32 protein-coding genes and 1 pseudogene are annotated in these 26,317 nt (G+C 60.5%); 23 read left to right on the top strand and 10 right to left on the bottom strand.

Features of this window, described 5'->3' with window-relative positions:
* Nucleotides 1-77: 77 nt before the first annotated feature.
* The 3 genes from ASC68_RS22700 to ASC68_RS22690 are packed head-to-tail and all read left to right on the top strand — an operon-like array spanning nt 78 to nt 1,503.
* Nucleotides 78-416 (top strand): metalloregulator ArsR/SmtB family transcription factor, encoded by a 339-nt coding sequence (locus ASC68_RS22700; protein WP_156387425.1) that lies wholly within the window; start codon nt 78-80, stop codon nt 414-416.
* Complete coding sequence (locus tag ASC68_RS22695; protein WP_055884562.1) at nt 413-922, top strand: SRPBCC domain-containing protein; 510 nt, start codon at nt 413-415, stop codon at nt 920-922. The genes ASC68_RS22700 and ASC68_RS22695 overlap by 4 nt, the downstream gene beginning before the upstream one ends.
* 8 nt (nt 923-930) lie before the next feature.
* A complete protein-coding gene (locus ASC68_RS22690) occupies nt 931-1,503 on the top strand; it encodes a dihydrofolate reductase family protein (protein WP_055884559.1) in 573 nt (190 codons plus the stop codon).
* Between the two features lie 154 nt (nt 1,504-1,657).
* Here ASC68_RS22690 and ASC68_RS22685 read toward each other — a convergent pair whose 3' ends face one another.
* Nucleotides 1,658-2,548 carry a LysR family transcriptional regulator gene (locus ASC68_RS22685; protein WP_055884555.1) on the bottom strand — a complete coding sequence of 297 codons (891 nt, stop codon included), beginning with the start codon at nt 2,546-2,548 and terminating at the stop codon, nt 1,658-1,660.
* 113 nt (nt 2,549-2,661) lie between these two features.
* Here ASC68_RS22685 and ASC68_RS22680 point away from each other — a divergent pair, with 113 nt between their 5' ends.
* From ASC68_RS22680 to ASC68_RS22660, 5 genes and pseudogenes are all read left to right on the top strand, one after another.
* A complete protein-coding gene (locus ASC68_RS22680) occupies nt 2,662-4,170 on the top strand; it encodes an NADP-dependent isocitrate dehydrogenase (protein WP_082528402.1) in 1,509 nt (502 codons plus the stop codon).
* A gap of 5 nt (nt 4,171-4,175) precedes the next feature.
* On the top strand, nt 4,176-5,045 hold the full coding sequence (locus tag ASC68_RS22675; protein WP_055884552.1) for a DUF6671 family protein: 870 nt from the start codon (nt 4,176-4,178) through the stop codon (nt 5,043-5,045).
* 243 nt (nt 5,046-5,288) lie between these two features.
* Nucleotides 5,289-5,884 (top strand): annotated as a pseudogene (locus ASC68_RS28470) (tyrosine-type recombinase/integrase); the annotation flags it as partial.
* A 238-nt stretch (nt 5,885-6,122) separates the two neighbouring features.
* Entirely contained in the window at nt 6,123-6,914 is a 792-nt protein-coding gene (locus ASC68_RS22665; RefSeq protein WP_055884549.1) for a Crp/Fnr family transcriptional regulator, read from the top strand.
* Between the two features lie 32 nt (nt 6,915-6,946).
* A complete protein-coding gene (locus ASC68_RS22660; protein WP_055884546.1) occupies nt 6,947-7,612 on the top strand; it encodes a PAS domain-containing protein in 666 nt (221 codons plus the stop codon).
* A 129-nt stretch (nt 7,613-7,741) separates the two neighbouring features.
* Here the strand turns inward: ASC68_RS22660 and ASC68_RS28465 are convergent, their stop codons facing one another.
* Nucleotides 7,742-8,107: a response regulator gene (locus ASC68_RS28465; RefSeq protein WP_197421374.1), complete on the bottom strand. Its 366-nt coding sequence runs from the start codon at nt 8,105-8,107 to the stop codon at nt 7,742-7,744.
* Between the two features lie 323 nt (nt 8,108-8,430).
* Nucleotides 8,431-8,589: a hypothetical protein gene (locus tag ASC68_RS28770; RefSeq protein WP_156387424.1), complete on the bottom strand. Its 159-nt coding sequence runs from the start codon at nt 8,587-8,589 to the stop codon at nt 8,431-8,433.
* A 233-nt stretch (nt 8,590-8,822) separates the two neighbouring features.
* On the opposite strand from ASC68_RS28770, the gene ASC68_RS22650 reads away from it, so the two are divergent.
* Both ASC68_RS22650 and ASC68_RS29450 read left to right on the top strand, forming a co-directional pair.
* A complete protein-coding gene (locus ASC68_RS22650; protein ID WP_349236248.1) occupies nt 8,823-9,404 on the top strand; it encodes an EAL domain-containing protein in 582 nt (193 codons plus the stop codon).
* Nucleotides 9,405-9,409: 5 nt separating this feature from the next.
* The gene (locus tag ASC68_RS29450; protein WP_349236247.1) at nt 9,410-9,583 is read left to right on the top strand and encodes an EAL domain-containing protein; all 174 of its coding nucleotides are present in this window, start codon (nt 9,410-9,412) and stop codon (nt 9,581-9,583) included.
* Between the two features lie 132 nt (nt 9,584-9,715).
* Here ASC68_RS29450 and ASC68_RS22645 read toward each other — a convergent pair whose 3' ends face one another.
* The 5 genes from ASC68_RS22645 to ASC68_RS22625 form a co-directional block, all read right to left on the bottom strand.
* A complete protein-coding gene (locus ASC68_RS22645; protein ID WP_055884541.1) occupies nt 9,716-10,147 on the bottom strand; it encodes a BLUF domain-containing protein in 432 nt (143 codons plus the stop codon).
* Between the two features lie 5 nt (nt 10,148-10,152).
* Complete coding sequence (folE, locus tag ASC68_RS22640; protein WP_055884539.1) at nt 10,153-10,866, bottom strand: GTP cyclohydrolase I; 714 nt, start codon at nt 10,864-10,866, stop codon at nt 10,153-10,155.
* 588 nt (nt 10,867-11,454) lie between these two features.
* The gene (locus ASC68_RS22635; RefSeq protein ID WP_082528400.1) at nt 11,455-12,114 is read right to left on the bottom strand and encodes a response regulator transcription factor; all 660 of its coding nucleotides are present in this window, start codon (nt 12,112-12,114) and stop codon (nt 11,455-11,457) included.
* Complete coding sequence (locus tag ASC68_RS22630; protein WP_248310590.1) at nt 12,101-12,493, bottom strand: response regulator; 393 nt, start codon at nt 12,491-12,493, stop codon at nt 12,101-12,103. Before ASC68_RS22630 ends, ASC68_RS22635 begins: the two co-directional genes overlap by 14 nt.
* A gap of 1 nt (nt 12,494) precedes the next feature.
* Nucleotides 12,495-14,966, bottom strand: a complete 2,472-nt coding sequence (locus tag ASC68_RS22625; RefSeq protein ID WP_055884537.1) for a PAS domain-containing protein — start codon at nt 14,964-14,966, stop codon at nt 12,495-12,497.
* A 440-nt stretch (nt 14,967-15,406) separates the two neighbouring features.
* Here ASC68_RS22625 and ASC68_RS22620 point away from each other — a divergent pair, with 440 nt between their 5' ends.
* Nucleotides 15,407-15,991, top strand: coding sequence for a glutathione binding-like protein (locus ASC68_RS22620; protein ID WP_055884534.1), 585 nt, complete (start codon nt 15,407-15,409; stop codon nt 15,989-15,991).
* A 40-nt stretch (nt 15,992-16,031) separates the two neighbouring features.
* On the opposite strand, the gene ASC68_RS22615 is transcribed toward ASC68_RS22620, so the two are convergent.
* Nucleotides 16,032-16,814, bottom strand: a complete 783-nt coding sequence (locus tag ASC68_RS22615) for an alpha/beta hydrolase (RefSeq protein WP_055884532.1) — start codon at nt 16,812-16,814, stop codon at nt 16,032-16,034.
* A 274-nt stretch (nt 16,815-17,088) separates the two neighbouring features.
* Here ASC68_RS22615 and ASC68_RS22610 point away from each other — a divergent pair, with 274 nt between their 5' ends.
* The 9 genes from ASC68_RS22610 (at nt 17,089) to ASC68_RS22575 (ending at nt 23,304) form a co-directional block, all read left to right on the top strand.
* On the top strand, nt 17,089-18,054 hold the full coding sequence (locus tag ASC68_RS22610) for an alpha/beta hydrolase (protein ID WP_055884530.1): 966 nt from the start codon (nt 17,089-17,091) through the stop codon (nt 18,052-18,054).
* A 51-nt stretch (nt 18,055-18,105) separates the two neighbouring features.
* The gene (locus tag ASC68_RS22605; protein ID WP_055884527.1) at nt 18,106-18,774 is read left to right on the top strand and encodes a sensor histidine kinase; all 669 of its coding nucleotides are present in this window, start codon (nt 18,106-18,108) and stop codon (nt 18,772-18,774) included.
* Between the two features lie 127 nt (nt 18,775-18,901).
* A complete protein-coding gene (locus tag ASC68_RS22600; RefSeq protein ID WP_055884524.1) occupies nt 18,902-19,660 on the top strand; it encodes an SDR family oxidoreductase in 759 nt (252 codons plus the stop codon).
* A gap of 9 nt (nt 19,661-19,669) precedes the next feature.
* On the top strand, nt 19,670-20,107 hold the full coding sequence (locus ASC68_RS22595; protein ID WP_055884523.1) for a CBS domain-containing protein: 438 nt from the start codon (nt 19,670-19,672) through the stop codon (nt 20,105-20,107).
* A gap of 8 nt (nt 20,108-20,115) precedes the next feature.
* The gene (locus ASC68_RS22590; protein WP_055884520.1) at nt 20,116-20,376 is read left to right on the top strand and encodes a helix-turn-helix transcriptional regulator; all 261 of its coding nucleotides are present in this window, start codon (nt 20,116-20,118) and stop codon (nt 20,374-20,376) included.
* Nucleotides 20,366-21,298, top strand: coding sequence for an alpha/beta hydrolase (locus ASC68_RS22585; protein WP_082528398.1), 933 nt, complete (start codon nt 20,366-20,368; stop codon nt 21,296-21,298). Before ASC68_RS22590 ends, ASC68_RS22585 begins: the two co-directional genes overlap by 11 nt.
* Before the next feature lie 251 nt (nt 21,299-21,549).
* Nucleotides 21,550-21,996 (top strand): MucR family transcriptional regulator, encoded by a 447-nt coding sequence (locus ASC68_RS28460; RefSeq protein WP_082528397.1) that lies wholly within the window; start codon nt 21,550-21,552, stop codon nt 21,994-21,996.
* Between the two features lie 91 nt (nt 21,997-22,087).
* The gene (locus ASC68_RS22580; protein ID WP_055884515.1) at nt 22,088-22,549 is read left to right on the top strand and encodes a hypothetical protein; all 462 of its coding nucleotides are present in this window, start codon (nt 22,088-22,090) and stop codon (nt 22,547-22,549) included.
* A gap of 347 nt (nt 22,550-22,896) precedes the next feature.
* The gene (locus ASC68_RS22575; RefSeq protein WP_055884512.1) at nt 22,897-23,304 is read left to right on the top strand and encodes a hypothetical protein; all 408 of its coding nucleotides are present in this window, start codon (nt 22,897-22,899) and stop codon (nt 23,302-23,304) included.
* Here the strand turns inward: ASC68_RS22575 and ASC68_RS22570 are convergent.
* Complete coding sequence (locus tag ASC68_RS22570; protein ID WP_055884510.1) at nt 23,278-24,255, bottom strand: hypothetical protein; 978 nt, start codon at nt 24,253-24,255, stop codon at nt 23,278-23,280. The two genes, ASC68_RS22575 and ASC68_RS22570, sit on opposite strands and share 27 nt — an antisense overlap.
* A gap of 136 nt (nt 24,256-24,391) precedes the next feature.
* On the opposite strand from ASC68_RS22570, the gene ASC68_RS22565 reads away from it, so the two are divergent.
* The 3 genes from ASC68_RS22565 (at nt 24,392) to ASC68_RS22555 (ending at nt 26,314) form a co-directional block, all read left to right on the top strand.
* Nucleotides 24,392-25,132 carry a hypothetical protein gene (locus ASC68_RS22565; protein WP_055884507.1) on the top strand — a complete coding sequence of 247 codons (741 nt, stop codon included), beginning with the start codon at nt 24,392-24,394 and terminating at the stop codon, nt 25,130-25,132.
* Nucleotides 25,129-25,764 (top strand): AAA family ATPase, encoded by a 636-nt coding sequence (locus ASC68_RS22560; protein ID WP_055884505.1) that lies wholly within the window; start codon nt 25,129-25,131, stop codon nt 25,762-25,764. The genes ASC68_RS22565 and ASC68_RS22560 overlap by 4 nt, the downstream gene beginning before the upstream one ends.
* Before the next feature lie 145 nt (nt 25,765-25,909).
* Nucleotides 25,910-26,314 carry a hypothetical protein gene (locus ASC68_RS22555; RefSeq protein ID WP_210170544.1) on the top strand — a complete coding sequence of 135 codons (405 nt, stop codon included), beginning with the start codon at nt 25,910-25,912 and terminating at the stop codon, nt 26,312-26,314.
* Nucleotides 26,315-26,317: the final 3 nt, after the last annotated feature.

Genomic DNA, 26,317 nt, shown 5'->3' with positions numbered 1-26,317 from the left:
GCGCCCAGAACGGATGCTAAGCCCGCGCAGCCGGATGAAACTCGCTTGACCGATCATATGCATGTCTGTACATATGTATGACCATGCAAGATATCGTATTTCAAACCTTGGCCGACCCAACCCGTTTCCGCATTGTGGAGGTGCTGGCGGCCGGCGAGCAATCGGTGGGTGAGTTGGTCCGCGCCGTGGACATCGATCAGTCCGGCGTCTCGCGGCACCTCCGTATCCTCGGCGAGGCCGGCTTCGTCAGAATGCGGCCAGACGGCGCGAGACGGCTTTATTCGCTCCGGCCAGAGCCATTCCAGCAGATCGATGCCTGGGTCAGCGCCTATCGCAAGCTGTGGGAAGACCGGATGGATCGCTTCGACGCCGCCGTGGCGCGGCGCACCGCTCCTGACACGGGGGAGCGGAAGTGACGGTCGGAGCAAGCGTGATTGGCTCCGATACGATCAGGTTCGAAAGGACTTACGCAGCGTCGATCGAAGATGTGTGGGCGCTTTGGACCACCAGGGAGGGGCTTCAGGAGTGGTACGCCCCGGAAGGCATGCGCCTTGAAGTGTTGGTTCTGGAGCCGTGGAGCGGCGGGGCTTTCGATCACGTCCTGACCGCCGAGGGTGCAGAGCAGGTTGCCTATCTCGCAAACCTGAGCAGGCCAGCATCGGCCTGGGTGAGCGGGCGGTTTCTGGAGGTGGTGCGCCACCGCCGATTGCACATCCGCTTCGACATCGATTTCGTACCCGGCGTCGACTCATACCCCTACGACATGCTCGTCGAGCTGCACGTGGAGGCGGGACGCGTCCGCATGGTGCTAACGGCTGATCGCCATCCTGACCCCGAAATGAACCGTGGCGCCGTCATCGGCTTCACCAGCCAGTTGCAACAGTTCGAGCTGGCATTGACGACCCGATCCCCAAAGGAGTGACAGTCCGGATGCGACCCCTCATCTATTCCATCAACGTGACGCTCGACGGCTGCGTCCACCACAATGCCGTCCCGACGGATCCAGTGCTGATGGACAAGCAGCTCCGCGCAACGCATCGCAATGCGACGGCGACTCTCGCGAGGTGTGATGCCCTGCTCTTCGGGCGCATCACCTATGGAATGATGGAAGGCGCATGGCGGCTCGACACGCGCACGTCGCCGCCGGACGACTGGCAGTTGCCATTCGCGCGAACCATCGATGCGATGAAGAAGTACGTCGTTTCAGACACGCTGGACCGGGTCGATTGGAACTCGGAAATCGTCAGAGGCGACCTGGGCGATGCGGTGCGAAGCCTCAAGCAGCAGCCGGGTGGGCCGATCCTTACGGGTGGAGTGCAGCTGCCGCTGGCACTGGCCGAGTTGGGTCTCATCGACGAGTATGAGTTCATGGTCCAGCCGTTGATCGCGGGCCATGGGCCGAGCTTGTTCGCCGGACTTTCCAACTATGCCGCCCTGAAGCTCATCGACAGTAAGAAGCTAGAGTCAGGCGCTGTCGTGCTGAGGTACGAGCCGAGACGATAGTCTTAGAAGGCCCGGTTAGGCCGGGTGTAGTCTTGGCGCCACGAGCCACCACCTTGAGGTCAGCATCACGCCGGAAGCAGGCATTGCCGCTGCTGCGACCAGAACCGTTTCGGTGGTCATGACAACGCCTCATCTGCTTTGTCGGCATTAATGCTTAAACGGTCGCGGCTTCGGAGCCTCCCAGAAGTTCTCGGAGGAGGGGATTGGGGAAGCGCCGCCTGAGCGTTATCGCGTGAAAGGTCTCGACCAGGTCAGGCAGGCGGGTGATCTCGCTCAGAACGCCGCTTGCCAGTTCGTCGCGCACCACGATCGGCGGCAGGATGGCGAGACCCGTTCTCTCGCGGGCAATCAGGCGCAACATCGCCATGTCGTCGGCCTCGACCACGAAGGTCGGCCTGATGCCGAGGCGCTCGACCAGCGCATCGAATCCGGCGCGAATGCTGCTCTCGGGCGTAGGCACGATCAGTGGTTCGCTGGCGAGCAGTTCTGGCAGTCCCCGTCCGGCAGCGTCGAACCCCCTTGAGCCGATAACGCTCACCGGCTGTTCAGCGATGCGATGCGCCACCCAAGGGGTCGCTGCGTCCCGCGTCAGCGCAGCATTGGTCAACACGACATCGAGTCGATGGGCCTCCAATGCCGTCAGCAATTCAGCATAATTCCCAGAGCGCAACACGAGTTCTACGTCATTGCACTCCAGCAGCGGCCTGAGGAAACCGATTTGGAAGTTGCGCGATAGCGTGGCGATCGCCCCAACCCGCAGCACCTGCCGCATCTCACTGCGCTGCTCGCCGAGGGTGCCGAGCAGTTCGGCGCCGGCGGCAAAGATCGTATCGGCGTGATCGAGGGCGATGCGCCCTGCCTCGGTCAGCAACAACTGTCGCCCCCGGCGCTCGAAGAGGCTATGCCCCAGTTCGTCCTCGAGCTTGGCGATCTGCATCGAGAGCGCCGATTGCGAGACGTTCATCTGCTCGGCGGCGCGGGTGAGGTTGCCCTCGTGCGCCACCGCCCAGAAGTAGCGCAGGTGCTTGTAGTTCAGTTGTGGCATCGGTCCCCTCGCGTCGCATTAAAATCAGTTTATTCGAACGAAAACTCGCAAACAATATATTTTACTAATGACCGGTCCATCGGCAAGTTCCCGTCGAAACGAAAGGACCTGCCATGTACCTCCCAGAAAAGACCGGCCTCCAGCACTTCGTTACCGCCGAACCGGCCCCTGTCCCAGCGGTCAGCGTCCCGGTCACCGTCGCCCACGGGGACGGCATCGGACCCGAGATCATGAACGCCTCGCTGCGTGTCCTCGCAGCCGCCGGCGCGGCGCTCGAGATCGAGCCCATCGAGATCGGCGACGCGGTCTATCGCGCCGGGCACAGTTCGGGCATCGCCCAGGCGAGCTGGGATAGCCTGCGGCGCACCCGGGTGTTCTACAAGGCGCCGATCACCACGCCCCAGGGCAGCGGCTACAAGAGCCTGAACGTCACCATCCGGAAGTCGCTGGGCCTTTATGCCAATGTGCGGCCAACCGTTGCCTACGCGCCCTTCGTCGCCACCCGGCATCCGGGCATGGACGTGGTGATCATCCGCGAGAACGAGGAGGACCTCTATGCCGGCATTGAGCACCGGCAGACGGCGGAGGTCTACCAGTGCCTCAAGCTGATCACCCGGCCAGGCTGCGAGCGGATCGTGCGCTACGCCTTCGACTATGCCCGGCAGAACGGGCGGAAGAAGGTGACCTGCGTCACCAAGGACAACATCATGAAGTTGACCGACGGGCTGTTCCACAAGGTGTTCGACGAGATCGCGCCGGAATACCCGGAGATCGCGAACGAACACATGATCGTCGACATCGGCGCCGCGCGGCTTGCCGACACGCCCGAACGGTTCGACATGATCGTCGCCCCCAACCTCTATGGCGACATCCTGAGCGACATCGCCGCCCAGGTCGCCGGCTCGGTGGGTCTAGCGCCCTCCGCCAATATCGGCATTGACTGCGCCATGTTCGAAGCCGTGCACGGCAGCGCCCCCGACATTGCGGGGCAGGACGTCGCCAACGCGTCTGGCCTGCTGCTGGCCGGCGCGATGATGCTGGTCCATGTCGGCCAACCCGAAGTCGCCGCCAGGGTGCAGAACGCCTGGCGCAAGACCATCGAGGACGGCGTACACACCCCCGACATCTATGTCGAAGGCAAGTCGGCCGAGCTCGTCGGCACTCAGGCCTTCGCCGATGCGGTGATAGCACGTCTGGGTCTGGAGCCCGCGCATCTGCCGGTGATCGATCCGGCACCGGTCGCTCCGGTACGGATCGCGACGGCGAAGCCTGTGGTCAATCGCCCCCCCGAAAAGGTGCTGGTCGGCGTCGACGTGTTCGTCGACTACAATGGCCCGGTCGCCGATCTCGCGGAGGCTATGCAGGCGGTCGTGATGGGGTCGTACGGCCTGCAGATGATCACCAACCGCGGCGTGAAGGTCTGGCCGAATGGCATACCGGAGACCTCCTGCACCGATCACTGGCGGTGCCGCTACATCGCTTCGCCGGGAAAGCAGTTCAACCGCACCATGGTCATCGATCTGCTGCGGCGGCTGGCGGCAATCGGCGTCGACTTCATCAAGACCGAGCATCTGTACCTGTTCGATGGCGAGGCGGGTTTTTCTCTCGGCCAGGGTCAGTAGTGCCGATGACGAGCGCCAGCGGACCGGCGCGCTATGCCGGCCGCCTTGCGGCCTTGGGTACGATGCACGGCAAGGAGGCGGCGCTTGCGCCCCCTCTGCGCCAGCAACTCGGGCTGGGCCTGGTGGTGCCCGCGCTCGATACCGATCGTTTCGGCACATTCACCGGCGAGACCCCGCGGATCGGGACAATGCGAGATACGGCGATCCGCAAGGCACGCGCCGCAATGGCGGCCACTGGCCTGCCCCTTGGGCTAGCGAGCGAGGGCAGCTTCGGGCCACACCCGTCGCTGATCGTTGTCCCTGCTGCAATCGAATTGCTCGTCTTTGTCGATGACGAGCTGGACCTGGTCGTGGCTGAGACGCTCGTGAGCCTTGAAACCAACTTTTCCCATGCCCTGGCAGATCGCGCCGAGAGCGCCCTGGACTTTCTCGGTCTATCTGGCTTTCCCGATCATGCGGTCATCGTCCGCGCATCCCAGCCACGGGACCGCGCAGACAGCTTGTTCAAGGGCATCCGGGACGTAGCCGAAGTTTTGCGGGCGTTGGAAGTCTGCAAAGCAGCATCCCTCGATGGCAAGGCGCAGCTTGAGACCGATATGCGTGCCCACCTGAACCCAACCCGGATGCGGGTATTGCAGCAGCTGGCCGCCCGGCTGTCGTCCCGTATGTCGGTAGCGTGTCCGGCCTGCAACTCGCCGGGCTTCGGCTTCGTCGATCGGCGCCGGGGCCTGCCGTGCCGCGATTGCGGCGAGGCGACAACTCTTCCGTTAGCCGAGGTGCATGGGTGCGCCAGATGCAGCTACGTTGAAGAACGTCCGGACCTGACGGCACCTGCGTTCGCCGACCCGAGATGGTGTCCCGGCTGTAATCCGTGAGCTTGCCTGAGATACCTCATAAAACGACCGCTCTTTGGGACTTTCGCACCAGTCACGACATCGCCTCCGCTTGGCCTGATGTCGCACTTTCCATCTCCCCTTGTCGAAAGTCCGGTTCGGGGCGCGAAACTGCCATCGTCAGCGTCCCAACCAGTGGCCTCTTTGGGCCAGAAACTGGTCTTTTGAGCTACCATGGGCGGCTCGCGGGAGCGAAGCGGTGGGCGGGATGGCGAGGACGTTGCCATGGACACCGCCGTTCAGGTTCGCCGCCCCTGGAACAAGGGGCTCATTGTTGGACAGAAGCGCCCGCTACTTCCAAGACAGGTTTGGTCAATCCGCGTTCGGCTGGAGATGTCGGCTTCCGCCCGGGACCTCGCTCTGTTCAACCTTGCGATCGACAGCAAGCTACGAGCGTCAGACCTGGTCCGGCTCAAGGTTGAGGACATCTGCTCTGGCAGGCTCGTGCGCGACCGCGGAGTCGTCATTCAGAAGAAGACTGTCGCCCCGTCCAATTCGAGATCACGGAGGTGACCCGGCAATCGGTTGAGCGCTTGTTGGCCAGCCAACCATCAGCAAATGGCTACCTATTCCGGAGCCGTACTCACGGGCGCGCACACCTCTCCGCCCGGCAATACGCTCGCATCGTCCACAGGTGGATCGGCAACATTGGGCTCGACGACCGGGGGTTTGGCACTCACTCGTTGCGTAGAACCAAAGTCGCCCAGCTCTATCGGAAGACCGGTAACCTAAGGGCGGTACAGCTGCTGCTCGGGCACGCAAAGATCGAGACCACTGTTCGCTATCTCGGCGTAGAAGTAGACGATGCGCTTCGCCTAACGGCCTCCGCGGCTCCCTCAGTGCGAATTCGAATCTCTATGGGTCCCAAGATATCCCTACGAATTGCCTCGCCGACCATTTCAGCGGCGGCCTTTTTGGCTTCGCCAGTGGCAGCATCCAGCTCGGCCATTCTCATGCCTCCCGGCGAGCCAACGTAGCACGCTCCAGCTAGTTCAGTTTCGATCCGTCTACGGGAACTACGCGAGGGCTCTAACATTCGATAAGAAGAAGGAGGTGCTCATGGCAGAGTTGCTCACTCCCTCACGTCTGTTGGCCCACCGCCTCTCCGTCGGTGTCGACCTCAGTCGAGGAGATATCGACGCCTTGGCACAGGCTGCCGACCGTATTCATACGTTTCGTCGGGGCGAAACTCTCGCCGAGCAGGGCCGTCGGGGAGGCATCTGGTTGCTGTCGGAAGGTTGGGCACTTCGACAGAAAATCTTGAGGGATGGTCGCAGGCAGATCACCTCGATTATGCTGCCGGGTGAGCTGACCGAGAAGGGGCCGGTGCTGCCGGTCAGCTTTGGCCACTCGATCGTCGTCGCCACAGACTTCGCTATTGCCCAGGAGTTTGACCGGACCAAACTCATGCACCTCACGGAAACCAACCCCACGATCATGCGGGGCTTTTTCGTTGAGGAGCTTATCCAACGCGCAATGCTCGAGGAGCGCAATGCGGTGCTCGGCCGGATGTACGCCGATGAGCGGCTGGCCTTCCTCCTGTACGAAACCTATGCGAGGCTTCACGCCATGGGCATGGTGCAGCACCAGAGCTACGATATGCCGTTGTCACAGGGGGAGGTGGCCGATCTTGTCGGTATGAGCCCGGTCCACGTGAATCGCACCCTACAAAGCCTGCGCGCTAGAGGGCTGGTGGAGTGGAGCGGTCATCAAGTGCGGCTGCCGGACCCGGCGGAGCTTGCAAGACTGGCTCAAGTCAGCCCAGATTTCGTCAGCATCGTCATGGAATTTGGCGAGCGCGCGGGACGCCTGCGAGATGAGCGCGGAGCATCGGAAGGTGCGCCCAACTGACATTTTGGGCTGACGGGCAAGCGAGGGACTCAGTGCGATATATCATCAGCTACAGCATGCTCACGGGCACGGCTGTGCGCTTCGCGCATAGCATGGAAGAGGCCGAGGAAACGATGACGGCGCTCAAAAGCGCCGGCGCTGGCCCCGTCACCGTTGAGATAGAAGACGATACCGGACGGCGAACGCTGGTGGGCTCGCTCGCCCTAGGTCAGCCACAACCCGGGCTGGTGACGTCGTCGGCACGGTCGGGGCTCATGCGACCGTCGGATCGGCGTATTGACCCATCTTCCCATTCCGTGAGCCTAGCCGACGCCCGGCGATCGGACTGCCCGCTGATTTACGTCAACCGCGGCTTCGAGTTTCTAACGGGCTACACACGCGAAGAGTGCATCGGTCTCAATTGCCGGTTCTTGCAGGGGGCCGCGACCAATCCGGCCGCGGTAGCGCAGATGCGCGACGCCACAATGCAGGGAAAGCCTCTGCTGATCGACGTGCTCAACTACCGCAAGGATGGCTCGGAGTTTTGGAACCGGGTTTCGCTCAAACCGGTGCACAGCGCCAAGGGCGAACTCACTCACGTCATTGGCATTCAATCTGACATCACCCGAATGCTTGAGTTGCAAAAGACCCTCGAGCAGTGGGCGCTCGATCTGGGAGAAATGCCACCGACCACCCATACACCCGTATCGATCAAATAAAGAGGGCCCGACGGGGTCGGGCCCAGTTGAGGTCAACAAAACGCTGCTATGATGGGATTGCTAGCAGCGGCGGGGAAAGTTACCGGGCGCACTTTTGTTCCGTGCCGTGAGCAGGCTCCTCTACATCCGCTAGTGCGAGTTTGCGGCCGCATTCTCAACCGCCGCAAGCAGGCCATCGGTGGTGAAAGGTTTAGCGAGAAACCGTGAATTCTGAAAAGCCTCGCCCAGTTCCTCTAGGCCGGCGGTGCCAGAGCAGACGATAAAAGGCACTTTGAGATCATTAAGCCTTTGAACCAGGCCACAGGTGGTGCTGCCCTGCAGATGATAGTCGACTATCGCGAGATCAATACCGCCGGCGTCGAGGTATGTCCGCGCTTCGCCGACGTCGGCCGCCAAGCATACTTGATGTCCCAGTTGGCCAAGGGTGTCTTCGATGTGCATAGCGATCATAAATTCGTCTTCGACGACGAGAATGCGTTTATTGGGAGCAGCCACTTCGCGGCCCTCCTGAGCTTGAGGATCTGCGCACAAGACGTCCGCAGACATAGCCCGATAGCATTGCGCACGGATAACGCCTGAAGGGCGAACGGCATTCCCGGATGCAAGCCGGGGGCCCCTTCAGTCTAGGTAAAGGGCTAGCACGTAGCAGCAGGACCTGCCTTTAACTTTTGCATAAGCCGGAGCAATTACCGGCGAAAATCCTAGCGGCGAAAAACAGGGATGTCCGCCTATCGTCCGTTCGGACGAATTGTCAGCGGAAGGTGCACCACGGGATCGGGCAGGCGCAGCTCTCCTTTGCAACTGCCCACATCGGGTGCTTAGCCTTTAGCCACCGCGATTTCAAACTGCGGGACCTCGCCGGTCAGGTAGATCGCTGCAAGCTGCATAGCCTTTTGAACAGCCGCTTCATGACCTTCTTCCAAGGTCGCGGTGACCTTAGTAGGAAACGAAGATCTCGTACCTTCATCGATCAGCACGGCTGTCCATTCTCGACAACATTGAAGCTGGATTGTCACAAGTCTTCTTTTCACACAGGGAGCCCTAAGCGCATTGGCGGTGTTCAAAAAACGATGCGCGCAAAGAGAACGTTGCAGCTGGATTTTATTGAAATGCCAGCGGCTGCAGCGCTTGCGAGCGGTGGGCGGACCGTTCGCCTAAGGGGTGGTTAAACTCCTTGCGGTAGAGTTTTTGGGTATTAGGGATCAACACAATGAGCAAGTGCGATGGATGCCGAGACGGCACCGCATTCGACACGCCATTTTCAATGGCGTTTCAGCCTATCGTCGACATAGGTAGCGGTAAGGCGTTCGCGTATGAAGCCTTGGTTCGCGGTCCAAACCAGGAAAGTGCTTTTTCGGTGCTCTCCGGGGTTGATGCATCAAATCGCTATGCCTTCGATCAGCAGTGCCGCGTAAAGGCGATAACTCTCGCTAACACGCTACAGCTCGCCGCTAGTGGCAGTCGGCTGTCCATCAACTTCATGCCGAATGCTGTCTACGAACCCAGAGCCTGCATTCGCCTCACACTGGCCACCGCGGCTTCAGTTGGTTTTCCGACCGATCGGATCATCTTCGAATTCACGGAGTCCGAGCGGGTGGATCCTGACCATCTTCTAGGGATTCTCAAAAGCTATCGCGACATGGGGTTTCAGACGGCGATCGACGATTTTGGCGCAGGTCATGCCGGCCTAAATCTGCTCGCCAAGTTTCAGCCTGACATCGTCAAGCTTGATATGGATCTCGTCCGCGCGTTGATTCCGACAAACCGAAACGGATTATCGTCGAAGCAATAGTGAGAATGCTATCTAAGCTCGGCGTTGCGGTCGTTTGCGAGGGCGTCGAAACGGTTGGAGAGTTGGACGCTCTTAGAGATGCTGGCGTCACCCTTTTTCAGGGCTACCTGTTCGCCAAGCCGAAGTTTGAGGGATTGCCAGACTATTGGTTGCCAGCAGCTTCCCAAAGGGGCATATAAAACAGCGGGTACTAATAGCCGGCTTCGCTAAGCAGGTAGGCGGTCAGTGGACGTTTACCAGCAATGATGGCTCGAAGTTTAGCCTCACCTTTCTTGGCCGATGACCAGGCGGGGTTTTGCCCGCGCGGTATTTTAACTAGATTGTTTGCCCAAAATCGCCGCGGTCGAGGCGAGGTCATCCAATAACGACATGGTGGCGCTACCGGAGCACGTAAACGGGTTTAGCTCAGCGGTCTCGTGGTATTTGAGGAGCATGGCGGCATTCACCTTCATCAGGTCAACCTGACCCATGCTCCAGTTCCCAAATTTTCTCTGCTGGATTTCTTCATAGGTCAGTAGTCGAACGTTTGTGTGCCTGGGATCGTTCGCGATTTTGATGAATAGTTCCGAGATTGCATCCCGGCCTCCTTCGAGTACCTGAATAAAGACATCGCCACTTATGCAGAGAAAGCCCGTGACTCCTTTCTCATGGTTGCGCTTTCGGGAAACCTCGAGGATCGATCCGAGCAACTGCTTGGTGACCGTTTCGACCGAGCGGCTGGCGTACGCACACCTGACCAGCATGGCAGTTACTCCTTATTGATCAGGGACAGGAATTCGCGGCGCAGAGTCGCGTCTTTCAGGAACGCTCCGCGCATCACACTGTTTGTCATCTTGGCGGAGGTATCTTTCACACCGCGCCAATGCATACAGAAATGATCAGCTTCCATAACAACGGCCAGACCGTCTGGAGTAACCTTCTGCATAAGCACGTCGGCAAGTTGACTGATCGCTTCCTCTTGAATTTGTGGGCGACCCATAATCCACTCGGCCAGTCTGGCGTATTTCGACAATCCGATTAAGTTCGAATGTTCATTGGGTAGGACTCCAATCCACACACGGCCCATAATTGGACAAAGGTGGTGACTGCAAGCACTGCGAACAGTGATGGGGCCCACGATCATCAGCTCATTCAGGCTCTCGGCATTTGGGAATTCGGTGATGGGCGGAGCGGGCTCGTAACGTCCTTTAAACACTTCTGTCAGGTACATCTTGGCCACTCGCCGAGCGGTCTGGCGTGTATTGTGGTCTGTGGCGGTATCTATAACTAGGCTCTCGAGAACGCTCTCAAGTTTGCCCGCAACCTCCTCCAACAGCTCGTCCACCTCGCCGGGCCGAATGAACTCCGAAATGTTGTCGTTCGCGTTGAACCGTCGAGATGCCGACTGAATGCGGTCTCGTATCTTTTTGGATACCGACACTGGAAGGCTCGGATCGGTCGTTTCGCTAGGAGACTCGGTCATCGCTTGGTGGCTGCTCTTGAAGGGTGGCAATCAGTCATGTTTCGGTCAGCGGACCTGACGGCGGTCTCTGGAGGACTTCTGAAAGGGAGGGCAGACAGTGCCCGTGCCCGGCATAATCAGTAGCAGCCCGCTGGCGCCGTCGCCAACGCGGCTCCGGGCAGGGTCGTTATTCATTCATCCCCAGATAGCGGCCAACCGATTCCACATCCTTGTCGCCGCGGCCCGAGAGGCAAAGCACGATCGTCTGGTCCTTGCCGTGGTCGGCGCCACCTTCATCAGCAGCGCCAAGCCATTGGCATACACATTCAGTACGCTACGCCGACGCATCGGTACGGCAGATTCTGAGTGGGCCGAGTGAGTAGCCCTACTTCGCCAGCGCCGGGATCCTAGCTCTTTCATGTCCCGGCCGAAGCTTGTTCCTGCCTTTCACCGCCTTCATTCATGTCGCAACGGAGTTCGCGTTTTCCGAAAATGGCACTCAGCCAGTGTCCGCGTTGGGCCAAAAGCGGCCGCCCGTGTGCGTCTGCTAAGCGCCAGAAGCGGCCATAGGGCAGAGCTGCATCGAAAGGCGCGATGCGTGTCACGGGGTTAGTGAAAATTCTCTGGGAGAGACTGCCAAGCGTGGATCAGATCGCTCACCGAGCGCAGGCCCATCTTACGCATGGCATTGCTGCGGTGAAGCTTGACGGTGACTTCGCTGATGGTGAGTTCGAAGGCAATCTGTTTGTTCAATCTCCCTTTGGCGACCTGCTTGAGGACTTCGAGCTCGCGAGGCGTGAGGGTGTCGAGCAGGTCAAGCGTCACCTTGCGTTTCGCGGCCGCAGCGCGTTGTTTAGCGTCCTTGGCCAGCGCGACGGCGATCGCATCGAGAAGCGTCTGATCGCGCACGGGCTTGGTTAGGAAATCGATCGCCCCGCCCCTCATGGCATCGACGGACATCGGAATATCGCCAAAGCCCGTGAGGAAGATTACCGGCTTTGTGTTGCCGCTGCGCTGCAGCTGCCGATGCAGCTCGAGCCCGCTCGCGCCGGGCATCCGGACATCCAGAACCAGGCATCCAGGCATGTCCAGTGTTTCGGAGCTCAGCACATCCTGTGTGGAGCTGAAAGCGACCACGGCGTATCCCGCCGACTCGACCAGGTCGCTCAGCGCCTCGCGAATTGCAATGTCATCGTCCACAACCATGACCGTGGGCCGGTCGTCTGGATGCGCGTCCGTGGGGCGAGGCGTGGTCTTATGCGTCATCATGATCGTCCTCCGCTACGTTCGTGGCAAGCGCAACGCCGATCGCCTCGATAAGCGCGGGCGCATCGAACGGCTTGCGGAAAAGCGGCACGATACCTTTGGAACGACCGCGCTCACTGAGTTCGTGGCGCCCGGTCATCAGGAACACACGTAGGTCCGGGCGTTGTTGCCGGGCGATGTCGCGCAGTTCGAATCCGTCCATCGCTGGCATGCCGATATCGGCGATCACCAGGTCGAACCGGCGCAGGCCCGCCTCGAGCAATGCCTCTGCAGACGTGAACTTGATCGTCTTGTAGCCGCTCGACTCCAAAAGGTCCTCCAGCGATTCCAGCATGCCGACATCGTCGTCCACCACGGCGATCGTGGCTTTGGCTAGGGTCACTTCACATCTCACTTTTGGGCAGCGTGAAACTGAATCGCGCGCCGCCTTCTTGGTTGTTTTCGGCCCATAGCCTTCCGCCATGCGCCTCGACGATGCTGCGGCAGATGGCGAGGCCCATGCCCATCCCGTTAAGCTTGGTGGTGAAAAATGGGTCGAACACCTTGTCGGGGAAAGCTATTCCCGTGCCGTTGTCAGCAACGTCGACCTGGATAATGCCGTCAGTGGCGAACGCTCTGACCTGGACCAATGGGGCTGTCGAGCCTGCCTCCAAAGCGTTCCGCATCAGGTTTACCAGCACCTGCTGGACCTGGACCCGATCGAGTTCAATTGGCGGTAGGCCGGCTTCTACATCGAGCCGCATCGTGGCTCCCCGTCGAAGCGCCTCTTCAGCGAGCAGGTCCCGCGCCTCAGCCGCGAGATCCGCAATACTTGTCGCCGTTCGGTGATCGTTTGATTGGTTGAAAAGCGCCCGGACGCGACTGACGACCTCCGCAGCCGTGTTAGCATCGCGCACGATACGGCCACCTGTCGCTATAGCCCGCTCTAGGTTCGGTGGGTCGGTCGCTAGCCAGCGCTGCAGCGCATGCGAATTTGCCACTATCGCCGCGAGCGGTTGATTCACCTCGTGAGCGATGGACGCCGAGAGCTCGGCGAGACTGGCGGCCTGGCTTGCACGTGCCATCCGCGCTTGCGCCAGAGTTAATTCCTGTTGCGCTCGAACCTCAGCGTCAATGTCGAGACAGATGACGTTCCACTGGACGATTTGTCCATCGACGCTACGCATCGGCGCCGCTCTAGTTTCCACCCAGCGATACTCGCCGTCGAAGCGCCTTAGCCTGTGCCGACGAGCGTACGGTTGTCCACTTGCCAGTGAGATAGCGTACCGGTCTCTTACGCCCGCTAAGTCATCGGGATGAACACCAGCGTCAAGCGTGCCTGACAAGCGCGAACTTCCGTCACCGTCCAGGTCCGCAAGGTCATAGCCCAAGAACTGTCGCAATTGTTGGCTGCGATAAATCGGCTCTCCGTCCGGGGACGCACAGTCGATCATCGCCGGAAGGGTTTCCACGAGCTGACGCAGAGAGCGCTCGCTCTCGCGAAGTACCTCCTCCGCTCGGACCTGGTTGTCGATGTCGACGTTCACCCCATACCAGTCAACGATGCCGCCCGCGTCGTCGCGCAGCGACTCTGCTCTCGTGTCAACCCAGCGGTAGACCCCGTCGGCACGGCGTATCCGCCAGCGCATCGCGAAGGGTTCGCCGGTGGCGAGCGAGTGGGCGATAGCTTGCTCCGTGCGCCGCACGTCGTCTGGGTGTGCGTAGGCGAAGACATCGCGTGGGGGAGTTTGTAATCCGAGGAAGTCGCTTAGGCGCTTGTTGATGAAGGTCAATTGGCCCTGCGGAGTGAGACGCCAGACGTGACTCGGCGTCATGTCGACAATCTTCGAGAGTTCCCACTCTCGGTCACGCAAGGCATCCAGGGTCTTTTTGTATACATCGATATCGATTGAGTTGCCGTACCAGCCTAGTATTTGCCCGTTTGCGTCGCGAACCGCGCGTGCTGCGGTGCGGGCCCAAGCATAGCCGGTCTTCCGCTTGATGCGATATTCAGCGTTGTAGGCTTCCCCGGTGGCCAGAGAGTGTCGCCACTTGGCCGCGACCTCTTCATAATCATCCGGATGCAATAGCAATTTAAAGCTTATTTCGCCTTCGTTGAGCGACGCATTAAGGTCGTCCATAGTCTTGCCAAGGGTCGACTGGGCAAAAAGTGGCAGGTAGATCCATGCCCCTTGTGCATCGAATGCCCAGCCGTTGCCGTACAGGTTCTCGACGATCTTGGCTGCGTGAACCGGTGCTGGCTCGGCACCTGGGGCAGTGTCCACCATCGATGTCGTCGGTCCGACACCACCAGCGACAAGATCCTTGATCTCCACATGGGCACCATGTTCAGGGTCCGTGCGGGTGTTGGTCCACAGAAAGCTCCCGTCCGGCTGGCGCAGCCGGAATTTCAGGACTTGGGGAACGTTGGTCCAGAACGCGCGCGAAACAGCATGCGCAGCGGCTGGCCGGTCATCGGGATGGATTGGGCTGTTATCTGGTAGCGGACCCAGCCTGGTGCCGCGGACTTTCACCGATCCTGACCTGGAAGCCGTAACAATCGCACCGACACAGAAAGCGAGAACGAAAAACGCTGCGAATGACGCCGCGATGGAGCGTACGTCCTGCGCATTCAGCAGCGCGATTGCCGCAGAGGCGACCAAGCCCGCCGCGAGTACCACTAAAGCCAGTTGGGCCGCTCTATCGCTGAAGCAGAGAAACAGCGCGGCGACTGGGGCAAGAAGGGCGAGGGGAGTTGCCCCCACCCAGAAGATCAAAAGGCCAGTGAGTGACGCTGCTGTGGCAAGTGTTCGTCGTCGCTGCAAGAGCGTCCCAAGCCATTGCTTATGCAGTGAGAAGTGTATGGATGCCTGCATTTCTGCCGCCCTCCGGGTGCCTGCCTCGAACAGACGCTACCTGAACTCGAGACCCGCCAATACCTCTCTCGCGGTATAGGTTGGGCTGACGAGCGGCTGACCTTCGTCATTGTAGGTGCACTCGCTGTGGGGTCTAGGTGAGGAGCCGGACGGGTGAAGCGCTCGCCTGCCATTTCGTTGGCTACGGGGAGAAATCGGAAAAACCCCCGTATTCGCCATCGCCGTCGTGTCCGATTGACACGGCTCGGAGCGAACAATGCGCGATGATGCCGCCGTGGCTCAATCTTACGGAAGTCGCGGCGGCTCATTCCACAGTCGAGCGGTGCCTGTCCCCGCGGTGTAGCGGCACCGCCTTTGAGATGTAGGCCGGCCTGCCTGGCAACCAGTGCACCTACCTGCGCAAACGACCCAGACTTGATCGTCTCACTGAGGATCAAGCCATGAAACTTTACTACGCTCCACTCGCCTGCAGCCTTGCCGACCACATCGCACTGCTCGAAGCAGGTGCGACGTTCGAACGTGAACGCGTCGATCTCAAGACCAAGTTCACCGAGTCAGGTCGGGCGCTCACAGACATCTCCGGCAAGTCATACGTTCCCGCGCTGGTGCTCGATGACGGCGAGGTGCTCACCGAGAACATCGCCGTGCTCGATTGGATCGCTGCCACGTACCCCTGCCTCGGCGTGCAGGGGCCGCTTGGCCGTACCCGCCAGCTCGAGGCGCTGACTTTCATCAGCACCGAGTTGCATCGCGCCTTCAAGCCGTTCTGGCACGCAGGGAGCGAGGTCGACAAAGCGCGTGCCGCGCAAGTGGTGATGGGGCATTTGCGGTTTGTCGCAGCCCGCCTGCGATCGGACTATTTGTTCGGCGAGACGCCAACCGTCGCCGACTTCTATCTGTTCGTTATGCTGCTCTGGTCACGACGCTTCGAGGTGGAGACCCCTCCGGTCCTGGCCAGCTTCTGCGACCGCGTCGCCGCGCGCCCCGCGGCTCGGGCGGCGATGCAGTACGAAGGCATCGCCTAGCCACGGATAAGGGCCGGCCTCGCAGCCGGCCCCTTCCTGACTACTTGCCGCTTGCGGCCTGTTCGATGAGACCCGTCACTTCATCAGGGTGCGAGATCATCAGCGCGTGCGAGCCGCCTTCGATGGCGATGGCTTTGCCGACCTTGGCGCGCTCGGCCATGAACTCCTGCACGGCAGCAGGAATGTTGTAGTCGGCGGAGCCGTAGATCGTGAAGGCAGGCACCGTCTTCCAGCTCGCAACGGTGGTCAGTTCCTCGAGAGCCGCCTGCGTCACCGGACGCTGCGTGGCAGCCATCAGAGCCGTGACCTCGGCCGGCACGTCCGCCGCGAACTGATCGTGGAACTTGGCCGACTGGATGTAGAGATCGACATTGCCATCCGGCAGCGGCACGGGCTGCAGCGCGTCACCCAGCGTCGAGCCAGGGAATTTGCCGGACAGGATGAAGGCGGACTCGCCGACCTCGGGGATGAAGCCTGCGACGTAGACCAGAGCCCTGACGTTGGCGTTGCCGTTTGCGGCTTCGGTGATGACGAGGCCACCATAGGAGTGGCCGACCAGGACCACGTCCCCGGGGATCGACTTGACCACCGCGGACAGCGAGGCAGCGTCGCCAGAAAGACTGCGCAGCGGGTTCGCGGTCGCGATGGTCTGGTAGCCATCCTTGTTGAGCTGGGAGATAACACCGTTCCAGCCCGAGGCATCGGCGAAGGCGCCGTGCACCAGAACAATAGTCGGCTTGGCCACGTCTTGCGCCACGACGCCGCTACCTCCACCAAGCGCTGCCGCGGCGGCAAGGGCGATTACTCCAAGGGTCTTCTGCATTTTGAGATTCTCCATTCAGCCATGATTGGCTGTGGATGAACATGACGTGCATTCGAACACCGGACATTCACGCCCGAGACCAGGTCCGGCCCTGCAGACGAACAGCGCCGCCTCAGTATCGGTCCACATGAGCCTCGCCCTGAGCCGGGAGTGTCTACGTCTCTTGGAGAGGTAGACCTGACCTCGTGGCAGGATGGCCGGATCGGTCTGATCGAACGGAGATGAGGCGGAGCGACGATCGCTCTCCCATCATCGAAAGGAACCCGAAGTGAACATGCAGATCATCCCCACCCCGGTACTGGAGCCGGTCGTCAAGACCTTCCTCGACGGTCTTACCGGCGGCAAGCCGATCCAGACCCTCAGCGTCCCCGACGCGCGGGACGTGCTATCAGGTGTGCAGAAGGCCGCCAGCGTCACGCTTGCCGACGTCCAGATCAAGGACGTGACGCTCCCCCTGGGCCCGACCGGCGGCACCAACATCCGCGTTGTGCGGCCCTCCGGCGCGACCGGCGCTCTGCCTGCCATCATCTACATGCACGGTGGCGGGTGGGTTCTCGGGGATCGCGACACTCACGACCGGTTGGTCCGGGAGCTGGCGATCTGTGCCAATGCCGCGCTCGTCTTCGTCGACTATGAGCGCTCGCCGGAGGCCCGCTTTCCGGTCGCAATAGAGCAGGGCTACGCGGTGGCCAAGCACGTCGCCGACAATGCCGACAAGCTGATGATCGACGGCAGCCGCGTGGTTATCGCTGGCGACAGCGTTGGGGGCAATATGGCGGCAGTGATCGCGCTGTTGGCCAAGGAGCGCAAAGGACCGAGCTTCAAGGCGCAGCTCTTGTTCTATCCCGTCACCGATGGCTCGATGTCGACGCGCTCATATGAGCAGTTCGCGACGGGCCCCTGGCTTACTGCGGCGGCCATGGCCTGGTACTGGGACCAGTACCTGCCTGATGCCAATCAGCGGGCACAAAGCCATGCTTCGCCGCTCAACGCGACAATGGATGAGCTCGCAGGGCTTCCCCAGGCGCTCATCATCACCGATGAGAATGACGTTCTCCGCGACGAGGGCGAGGCCTACGGCCGCAAGCTCGCCGAGGCTGGTGTCCGGGTGACGTCCGTGCGGTACAACGGCACCATCCACGACTTCATGATGCTGAACGCCCTCGCGGCCTCCGCCGCCGTGCGTGGTGCCATTGGCCAGGCTACCGGCTATCTGCGCTTTGTCTTCTCGCAGTCGTGAGACTTCTGCGGCGGGCCGAGCCCGCCGCAACCCATTGCACAGGAGTCACCGATGACAGAGATCCTTCCGCCGTTGGCCCATGACGCCACGGCCGTGCTCATCCATGATGTTGGCAACTACATCCAGATCGCCATGTCCGCGATGCGGCTGATGTCTCGCCACAACGGAGTGGCCAGTTCCCACACCCTCTGGGCAATGGTCGCCCAGGCAGAGGATTCGCTGGATCGGGCAGGCGCCCTCATCCGCCTATCGAGAACCGGCCTCACCAGCGGTGAAGACGTTCGTCTCGACGAATGCCTTGCCGAGATGGGAACCCTACTTCGATATGTCACAGGGCCCAACGTTCGGGTCCGATTGCACGTCGGGATCGTCCCAAAGGTACGAGTCAACCGCTTGGGTCTACAGAATGTTCTGGTGAACCTCGCCATCAATGCTCGCGATGCAATGCCCGACGGTGGCGTGCTCTCCATCTCAGCCTTGTTCGCCGACGGGCCAGAGGCACCGGAAGTAGAAGTCACCGTCACCGATACAGGCACCGGGATGGAGAAAGACGTCCTCGCCCGAGCGCTCGAGCCTCGGTTCAGCACCAAGCCGACCGGGAGCGGTATGGGGCTTGCCGGGGCCAGGCAGTTCATCGAGGAGGCGGGCGGCCGCATCACGATCAGCAGCACGCTCGGTCGTGGAACCGCCGTGACGCTGCGCCTCCCCACCATCGTCTAAGACCTATCCCCGCGGTGTAGAGCCCTCGACAACAGGCATAGCTCCCCACGTCCTCCGCGCAATGGTGGGTGCCGGGAGCATCGGCAAAGCTGCCCAGGTAACTTTGGCTCCAACACAGGTGAACATCATGAAGATTGTAGTGATAGGCGGCAGCGGCCTCATCGGCTCGAGGCTCGTCGGCAGGTTGCGACAGGGCGGACATCTCGTGATTGCCGCCTCGCCTGCGACCGGCATCAACTCGGTGACGGGCGACGGTCTGCCCGAAGCAATGGAGGACGCCGAGGTGGTGATCGATGTCGCCAACTCACCTTCGTTTGACAGCGCTGTTGCGTGGGACTTCTTCTTCGCCTCGGGCAACAATCTGTTCGCGGCCGAGAACGCGGCAGGCGTCAGACACCATGTGGCGCTGTCGGTGGTCGGGACCGACCAGCTCCAAGACAGCGGTTACTTCCGGGCCAAGCGGCTGCAGGAGCAGTTGATCGAAGAATCCGGCGTTCCCTACACGATCCTCCGATCAACGCAGTTTTTTGAGTTCGTCAACGGGATCGCCTCCTCGAGCACGCAGGACCAGATCGTTCGTTTGCCACCCGCGCTCACGCAGCCTGTTGCAGCCGACGACGTTGCCGAAACGCTCGCGCAGCTGGCGCTGCGCCCGGCTGCCAACGGCCGATTGGAACTCGCCGGTCCGCAGGCCTACCGGCTCACTGACCTGGTGGGGCGCGTTCTGGCGGTCAATCATGACGAGCGTCTCGTCATCTGCGACCCAGCGGCGACCTATTTCGGTGTCCACATCGGCGAGACCGCGCTGGTGCCGGCGGCCGACCACCCCTTCATCGGGTCGATCGGTCTCGACGAATGGCTGTCGCGCGGCCGGCAAGCGGCCTGAGGTCGAGCCATGTTCGTCTCCGACCTTACCCAAGAAACGCGCGCACGCTTCCGAACCCTCGACGAACGGCGTTCGGTTCGCGATGCAGCGGGTGCGTTCGCAGACGCACAGCTCGGCCTGCTCATCGTCTGCACCGACACCGGCGAGGCGAGCGGCGTGGTCAGCAAATCCGACCTCGTTCGCCACCTGGCGAGGTCGGGCAGTACGGAAGCCCCGCTCGCCGAGGTGATGTCGCGTGCGGTGGTCTTCGCGTCGGCCGCCTCGGACTTGCGCCAGACCTGGCAGCTCATGGTGCAGCGCCGACTCCAGAACTTGCCCCTTCTCGGTGCAAGCGGGCGTCCCATCGGCACGCTCGATATTCGCGATGCGCTCGAAGCCATCCTCAGCAACGAGGAACGACAGGAAAGTGAGCTCATCAACTACATCGCCGGCAACGGCTACCGCTGAGGTACAACATGACGTTCCCCTCCGACCCTCATGAACGGCTTCCCCGCGGCGACAAGAACCGGCGCATTTCGCTCGGCGTCACGCGCGAAGAGATGGCAAATACCGCCGGCATCACCGTCGAACAGTTGCACGACTACGAGCACACCCAGCCTGACCGCCAATTCAGCATCGCGATCGCACGACGCGTCGGTGCGGCCCTAGAGACTCTTCAGGCGACCCGAACACCGCGCGTCGACAACGGGCCGGTCCCGGTCAATCATGCTGACTGAACTTCTACGACAGGCCGAAACTCCCACCCTGAGCATCGGCTATGCCGAACTGGGCCCGAGAGAAGGGCCAGCGGTGCTCCTCCTCCACGGCTGGCCTTACGACATTCACACCTATGCCGACGCAGCTCCTCTACTGGCCGACCGAGGGTTTCGTGTCATCGTGCCGTATCAGCGCGGTTTCGGCACGACGCGATTTCGGGACGACGCGGCACCGCGCAACGCGCAGCCGGCCGCGCTGGCGCTCGACGTCGTCGCGCTGATGGATGCGCTCGACATCGAGGTAGCGACGCTCGCCGGAGCCGATTGGGGCGCACGCGCAGCCTGCTGCGTCGCTGCGCTGTGGCCGGCGCGGTGCACCGCCCTCGTGGCCGTCAGCGGCTATCTCATCTCGAGCCAGGCCACCGGCGCGGCGCCGCTGTCGCCGACCGCGGAACACGCCTGGTGGTATCAATACTACTTTGCCACCGAGCGCGGTCGTCTCGGCTACGCACGCTATCGGAACGACTTTGCCCGGCACATCTGGCAAACGGCGTCACCACGCTGGGCATTCGACGAAGCGACGTTTGCGCGAACGGCAACGGCCTTCGACAATCCGGACCATGTCGAGATCGTGATCCACAACTATCGATGGCGGCTCGACCTCGCCGCGAGCGATCCTGGACTCGACGATCTGGAGGCGAAGCTCGCGCAACTGCCCCCTATCACCGTCCCGACGATCAGCCTCGAGGGCGACGCCAACGGCGCGCCGCACCCTGATCCCTCGACGTACGCCCACAAGTTCATCGGCGGCCATGCACACCGCACGATCAGCGGCGGGATCGGGCACAACCTGCCTCAGGAGAGTCCACGGGCATTCGTCGCGGCGGTCGACGACGCGCTTGTCCTTCAAAAGCGCCGACCTGCCCGCGGTGTTAAACTATGAATGTGAAAGTCCGGTTCGGGCCAAAAGCAGACATTTGCGGAGCGCTAACCGAAGGATATCGATGGGTCGCACGGACATCGTTATGTTTGCGGTTAAAGCGCATCAAGCTGACGAAACGATCGCCAGCAAAACCAGCGGCTTAGGTGGAAATGTAAGGAACTGCACAGTTCCTGATATTCTGGGTGTCGACGTCCAATGCGTTGACCCCGAAGGGTGGCCCTCGTAGCTTCGGCGGATCGCAGGAGCACCACGTGACGGAAGAACAAAGCACTGACCTAGTAGAGCTAAGTGCGGATATCGTGTCCGCCTATGTCAGCAACAATCCGCTATCGCCGACCGGCATTCCCGAACTGTTGACTTCGGTTTACGCCGCACTTCGGCAGCTCGGCGGTTCCGTACCGGCGCCGCTGAAACTAGAGGCGCCAAAACCGCCTGTGCCGGTCAAGAAGACTATCACGCCGGATCACCTGATCAGTCTGGAGGACGGCAAGCCCTATAAGAGCTTGAAGCGGCACCTCGCGGTTCGCGGACTGACGCCCGGAGAGTACCGGGCCAAATGGGGCTTACCTGCGGACTATCCGATGGTTGCGCCGAACTATGCGGAGGCCCGCTCCAAGCTGGCCAAGCAGATCGGGCTGGGTCGCAGACCTGCTACACCACCTCATCCAACGACGCCTTCCCGGAAGCGACCTAAGTAAGGGGACTTCCCAACGTTCTAATTCGTCATCCACAGCAGTTCGACTGACATAAATACCTTGGCCAGGAAGCTATCTTGGCCAAGGAGACGAATTGAACGAACTGAGAGCAGCCTACGTCAAACTGTGCACTGGCATGGACGTCCAGTACTTCGTGACCCTGGCTTCAAACCAGGATGGCACGATCGCGAGCATCCGCAAGCGCGCACGAGACTTCTGTGCCCGGATGGATCGCAAACTGCTAGGTCCTAGCTGGAGCAAAAAATCGGCAGAAGAGCGCACCGACGGTGTGTTCTTCATCGAGCACGTTGCCAGCAACATCCACCTGCACGGGCTATTGCGGTTTCCCTCAGGCGCGGAAGAGGGCCTTCGGATGACCTCAGCGCTGATCTGGAACAAGATCTGTCCAAGCGGCACGATCGACTTCCAGTCGATCTACGACCTCCCGCGTGGCGTCACATATTGCATGAAGGAGCTACTGTTGCCGGGTTACTCCGACGAGCAGTTCTTCCTGCTCCGCGAACTCATGAGCGAGAGAGCTCACCAAACCATTTGACCCTACCGGCTCAGGCCACGCCGTTCAGGTAGGAGAAGATGTGACATCGTTGAGAACCAGGCGGGCGGTCATGGACCGCAGCAATGGCTTCGCATCTCAGATCAAAAATTCAGGATCCGAGGAACCGATGATCCATCGAAGCGCCAATCACTGGAAGACGAATGACCCGTCCTCTGCTAATTCCAATGGAAACTCAAAGCTCTGCGAGTGCCCAGCAACACCGCGTGTTGCGCAGGACGAACAGACGCTTTGCTCAGCTCGCATCGCTAGCTGACGCTCTGGAGCAGCAATGGCACTCGCAGATTGTTCCCTTGAGCGATTTCCGGATCACCTGATCGAGAACTTCGATGACCTCGAACATGCCGATCAACTCGAGATCGAGCTGCCTGATATCGAGGCCGAGGAACGGGCGCATCGACGTGATGATCGCCAACTGGATTGGGCAACTAGCCACTTCCGCGTCAGGCAGTCACTCCCATTTCATGCCCGATCACACCTATGTCGGCCTGCATGAGGTCCAGTTGGAGGGCCAGGTGGAAGTCCACCAATACGAAGTTGGGTTCTTTCGGCGGGTTGATCCGCAAGACTTGCTCGTGCCGCCCGAGCCATTCATTACGCTCTATTCGATTCGCGAGCAGCTGCTCGACACCAGCATAATCGCCTCAAGCTTTGGCTTTCGCAGCGAGGAGATATCCGCTGAGGCCGAGGAGGCGATCTACCAGCAGGTGCTAACGGCGGCTGGGAGGCAGCTTTAGCTGATACTCCTTCATCGGGCCATCGTCGTAGGCGATTGTCCGGTTTGAGCCCGCAAACCTGTGTTCGTTCGTGCGCAGGTCGGTGGGTATCTTCTGCAACGCATCCCAAGAGAGCTCCGCGTGCTCTTGTTGCTGCCGTCGAATTAACGCGAGGTCGAAGGCAGGTTGAGTATCTGGAAGAGCCACAAGTGAAGGAAACAAGCCACGGGCGGCATTTTCGGCCAGCCGGTGCGCGTGCAGCAGGTGACGGCTGACCAACTGCGCTAACCCGGTTCTATTCCCCGCCTCCGCATAGCTGCGCGAGAATTTCGCTCTGACTCCCACAGCGAATAGGGATTCCTTCAGATACTCCGCTCTCGCTTGCACCGCTCTGATCGCCTGGTCGACCGTAACATCACGGACCTTGTTGCGGATCATTTGAAAACGAGCGGCAGTGCGTGGTGCGCTAACCGCTTGGGCGGCTTCATCAAACAGCTCATCAATCTGGCGGAGGACGTCCTTCTTGCCCCCGTTGAGGGGCACCGACAGTAGTATCGTGGCTGGCCATCCCACTCGGCGAAGGTCGCCCATGTAGTGTTGCTTGATCTGTTCGCTCAGCCGCTCCAGGTCCGATGGTGACGGCGTACTTCGGGCGGACGTCCTTACCAGTTGAACGACCGTAGGCGGCGCGTCTGTTCCGAACTCGTATTGGCCAACGTCAAACCACCAGTCCCAATAGGGTCGCGACCAAACCTCTCCAAACTGCCTGTAGGTGCGGCGAACAGCTTGGATATCCGACGGCAGCACATCCGGCGCAGGTTTCCCCGTCTCAAGCTGATGCGCCTGCCAATAGCTCGGACTGATCTGCAGCAGCCGGAAAAACGCATAGTAGCGCCAATCTGATGTCACTCGCACCGAGTGCTTGGTTCGGCTGACCTCATAGATACTCGGCCTTTTGGACGTCGGCTTCATTAGCGCTCCATTGACAAGAATCGCCACAATCGTTCGTGCGACAGAATTTTCGTGTCAAGTCTGGCATACCTCACGACATGGCGAACGGCATTTCCGCCGGCCTGCGCTACGGCGCCAAATTGTGAAAGCAAATCATATGTCTAATCAAATCACTATCGATCAGATGATCGCAAAGCTCGATGAGCTTGCCACTGCCCGAGTCAAGTGGCAGCAGGGCACGCTCAAGGCCAGCAACGACGAGCTGCATACGTTGCTCAGCCGCTGTGTCCTCCTCTATCGGGAGCTCTCTCCCAGCCTCGCACTTAAGACCAAGCTCACCGAAGCTCTCGACCTTCGTGGCATCAAGTCCAACCGCAACGCCAATCTCGCCACTCGCGTCGTGCGCTGGGTCTTTGGTGCCGACGAACCGCAGGAGTTCGTCTACGCCAAGGTTATCCGGCTTGCTGCAGGGAAGATGCCCGAAGGCCAATCCATGACGGAATGGCTACTCCGCAACGGTGGCCTTACCCAGGTCGCCTCGCAGGACGGGAGCGGTTCCGATAAAAAGCAGCGGCGACAGGACCAAATCCAGCTGGGTCGAAGTCACCTAGATGCGGCTCCAGCGCTGGCTACCCTGCCTTCGGACCTAGCGTCGCTTCAGCCCACGTCTGACACCTTCAGCAAGTTCGCGATCGCGCTGGTGCGTCGATCCGAAGCTGGTGCCTACGAGGTCGTCTACGGCGACAACAACGCTGCGCTTGTCGACTCCATGTTGCTACTCGCTGGCAAGGCTGTTGAGCAGCAGAGCAAGGCGCACAACGCAACCAACGCAGCCGTTTCGCAGGCCGCGACCGTTGCTGATGTGGTCGACGCAATCAGCGCGGAGCTTGCGGCATGACCGTGTTTGACAAGCATCGGCCGCTTGCCTTCGCTGACCTGGTCTTTGCAACACCACAGTTGCAGAGCGACCTTCAAGACTATGCAGAAGGGAGGAGGAGCGATTCGCTCCTCCTCTACGGCCCCTACGGCACCGGCAAGAGTACGATTGCTGAGGTCATTCAGCGAGAACTATTGATCGCCGCAGGGAGCCCCAATGCTCCCTACGTGATTGAGCCTGCGGATTGGTCGTCCAGCTCAACCGAAGCGATTATCAACCAGTGGAATGGCGAAAAGATTCGGTTGGATTACCCTCGGGTCGTCATCAACGAGTTCGACCAGTTGAAGCAGAAGCAGTTGGACGTTCGGGCGTTGTACGACAAACACGCCAAGCACGGGTTTGGCTTCATCGTCACCACCAACTACCTGCACGAGATCGATCCGGGGTTTCAAAGCCGTCTCGATGTCGTTGAGGTGCCGATGCCACCACCAAACGCTTGGGTAAACAGAGTGATTGCTGTGCTCGCTGCCGAGGGCCTGGATGTATCGCCAAGTCAGGCCCTGCGGCTTGCTCAAGCTGGGCACGTCAGCATCCGAGAAATCGGCAAAGCGATGGACAAGCTCATCGCCAAAAGCAGGTCTAGGTCGGTCTAGCTGTCACCTTGGCGGGCAAACACTCCGGGGTCGCCAACGCGACCTCGGACTGGCGCAAAGCAATTGCGCATCGGCGATGCTAGTTACGCCTAATTAACGCTGGGAAGCAAAATACCCGTTACATAAGTAATGTAGCACAACAGAAATGGCAAATAACATGATTAACCAAATGAATAGACTTGAATTCGACTATGACACCCAACTTGTGGTGCTACAAAGTCAGATTACTGCCGACGCGACGAATTTTATAAACTCCATAACGTCGAGACTACATTCCGTCCCTGCAGATGTACTCAACAAATTGCCGAAAGCCGAGTGGAATGAGTGGCGCATCCAACGGAACAAGCTGGAAAACGCCACGACGATGGTTCTGTTGCTTTGCGAGCCCGGAGTGAGTGAATCGATGATTTCGGCAACGTCGGAATTCCGAGTGCGGGTTCAGATCACCCATCCCGACGTTGGCGCCCCCCGTCTAGAAGTAGTCTTTGCATATCACGACGATGAACTTCAGCGGTCACTCTTTGATGCCCTGGCGAGCCTCATTCCATGACGT

The sequence above is a fragment of the Devosia sp. Root105 genome (assembly GCF_001424865.1).
In the GTDB taxonomy this organism is placed as follows: Bacteria; Pseudomonadota; Alphaproteobacteria; order Rhizobiales; family Devosiaceae; genus Devosia_A.
Note: the sequence above shows the minus strand (reverse complement) of the source record. Positions and strands in the feature narration are given on the sequence as shown.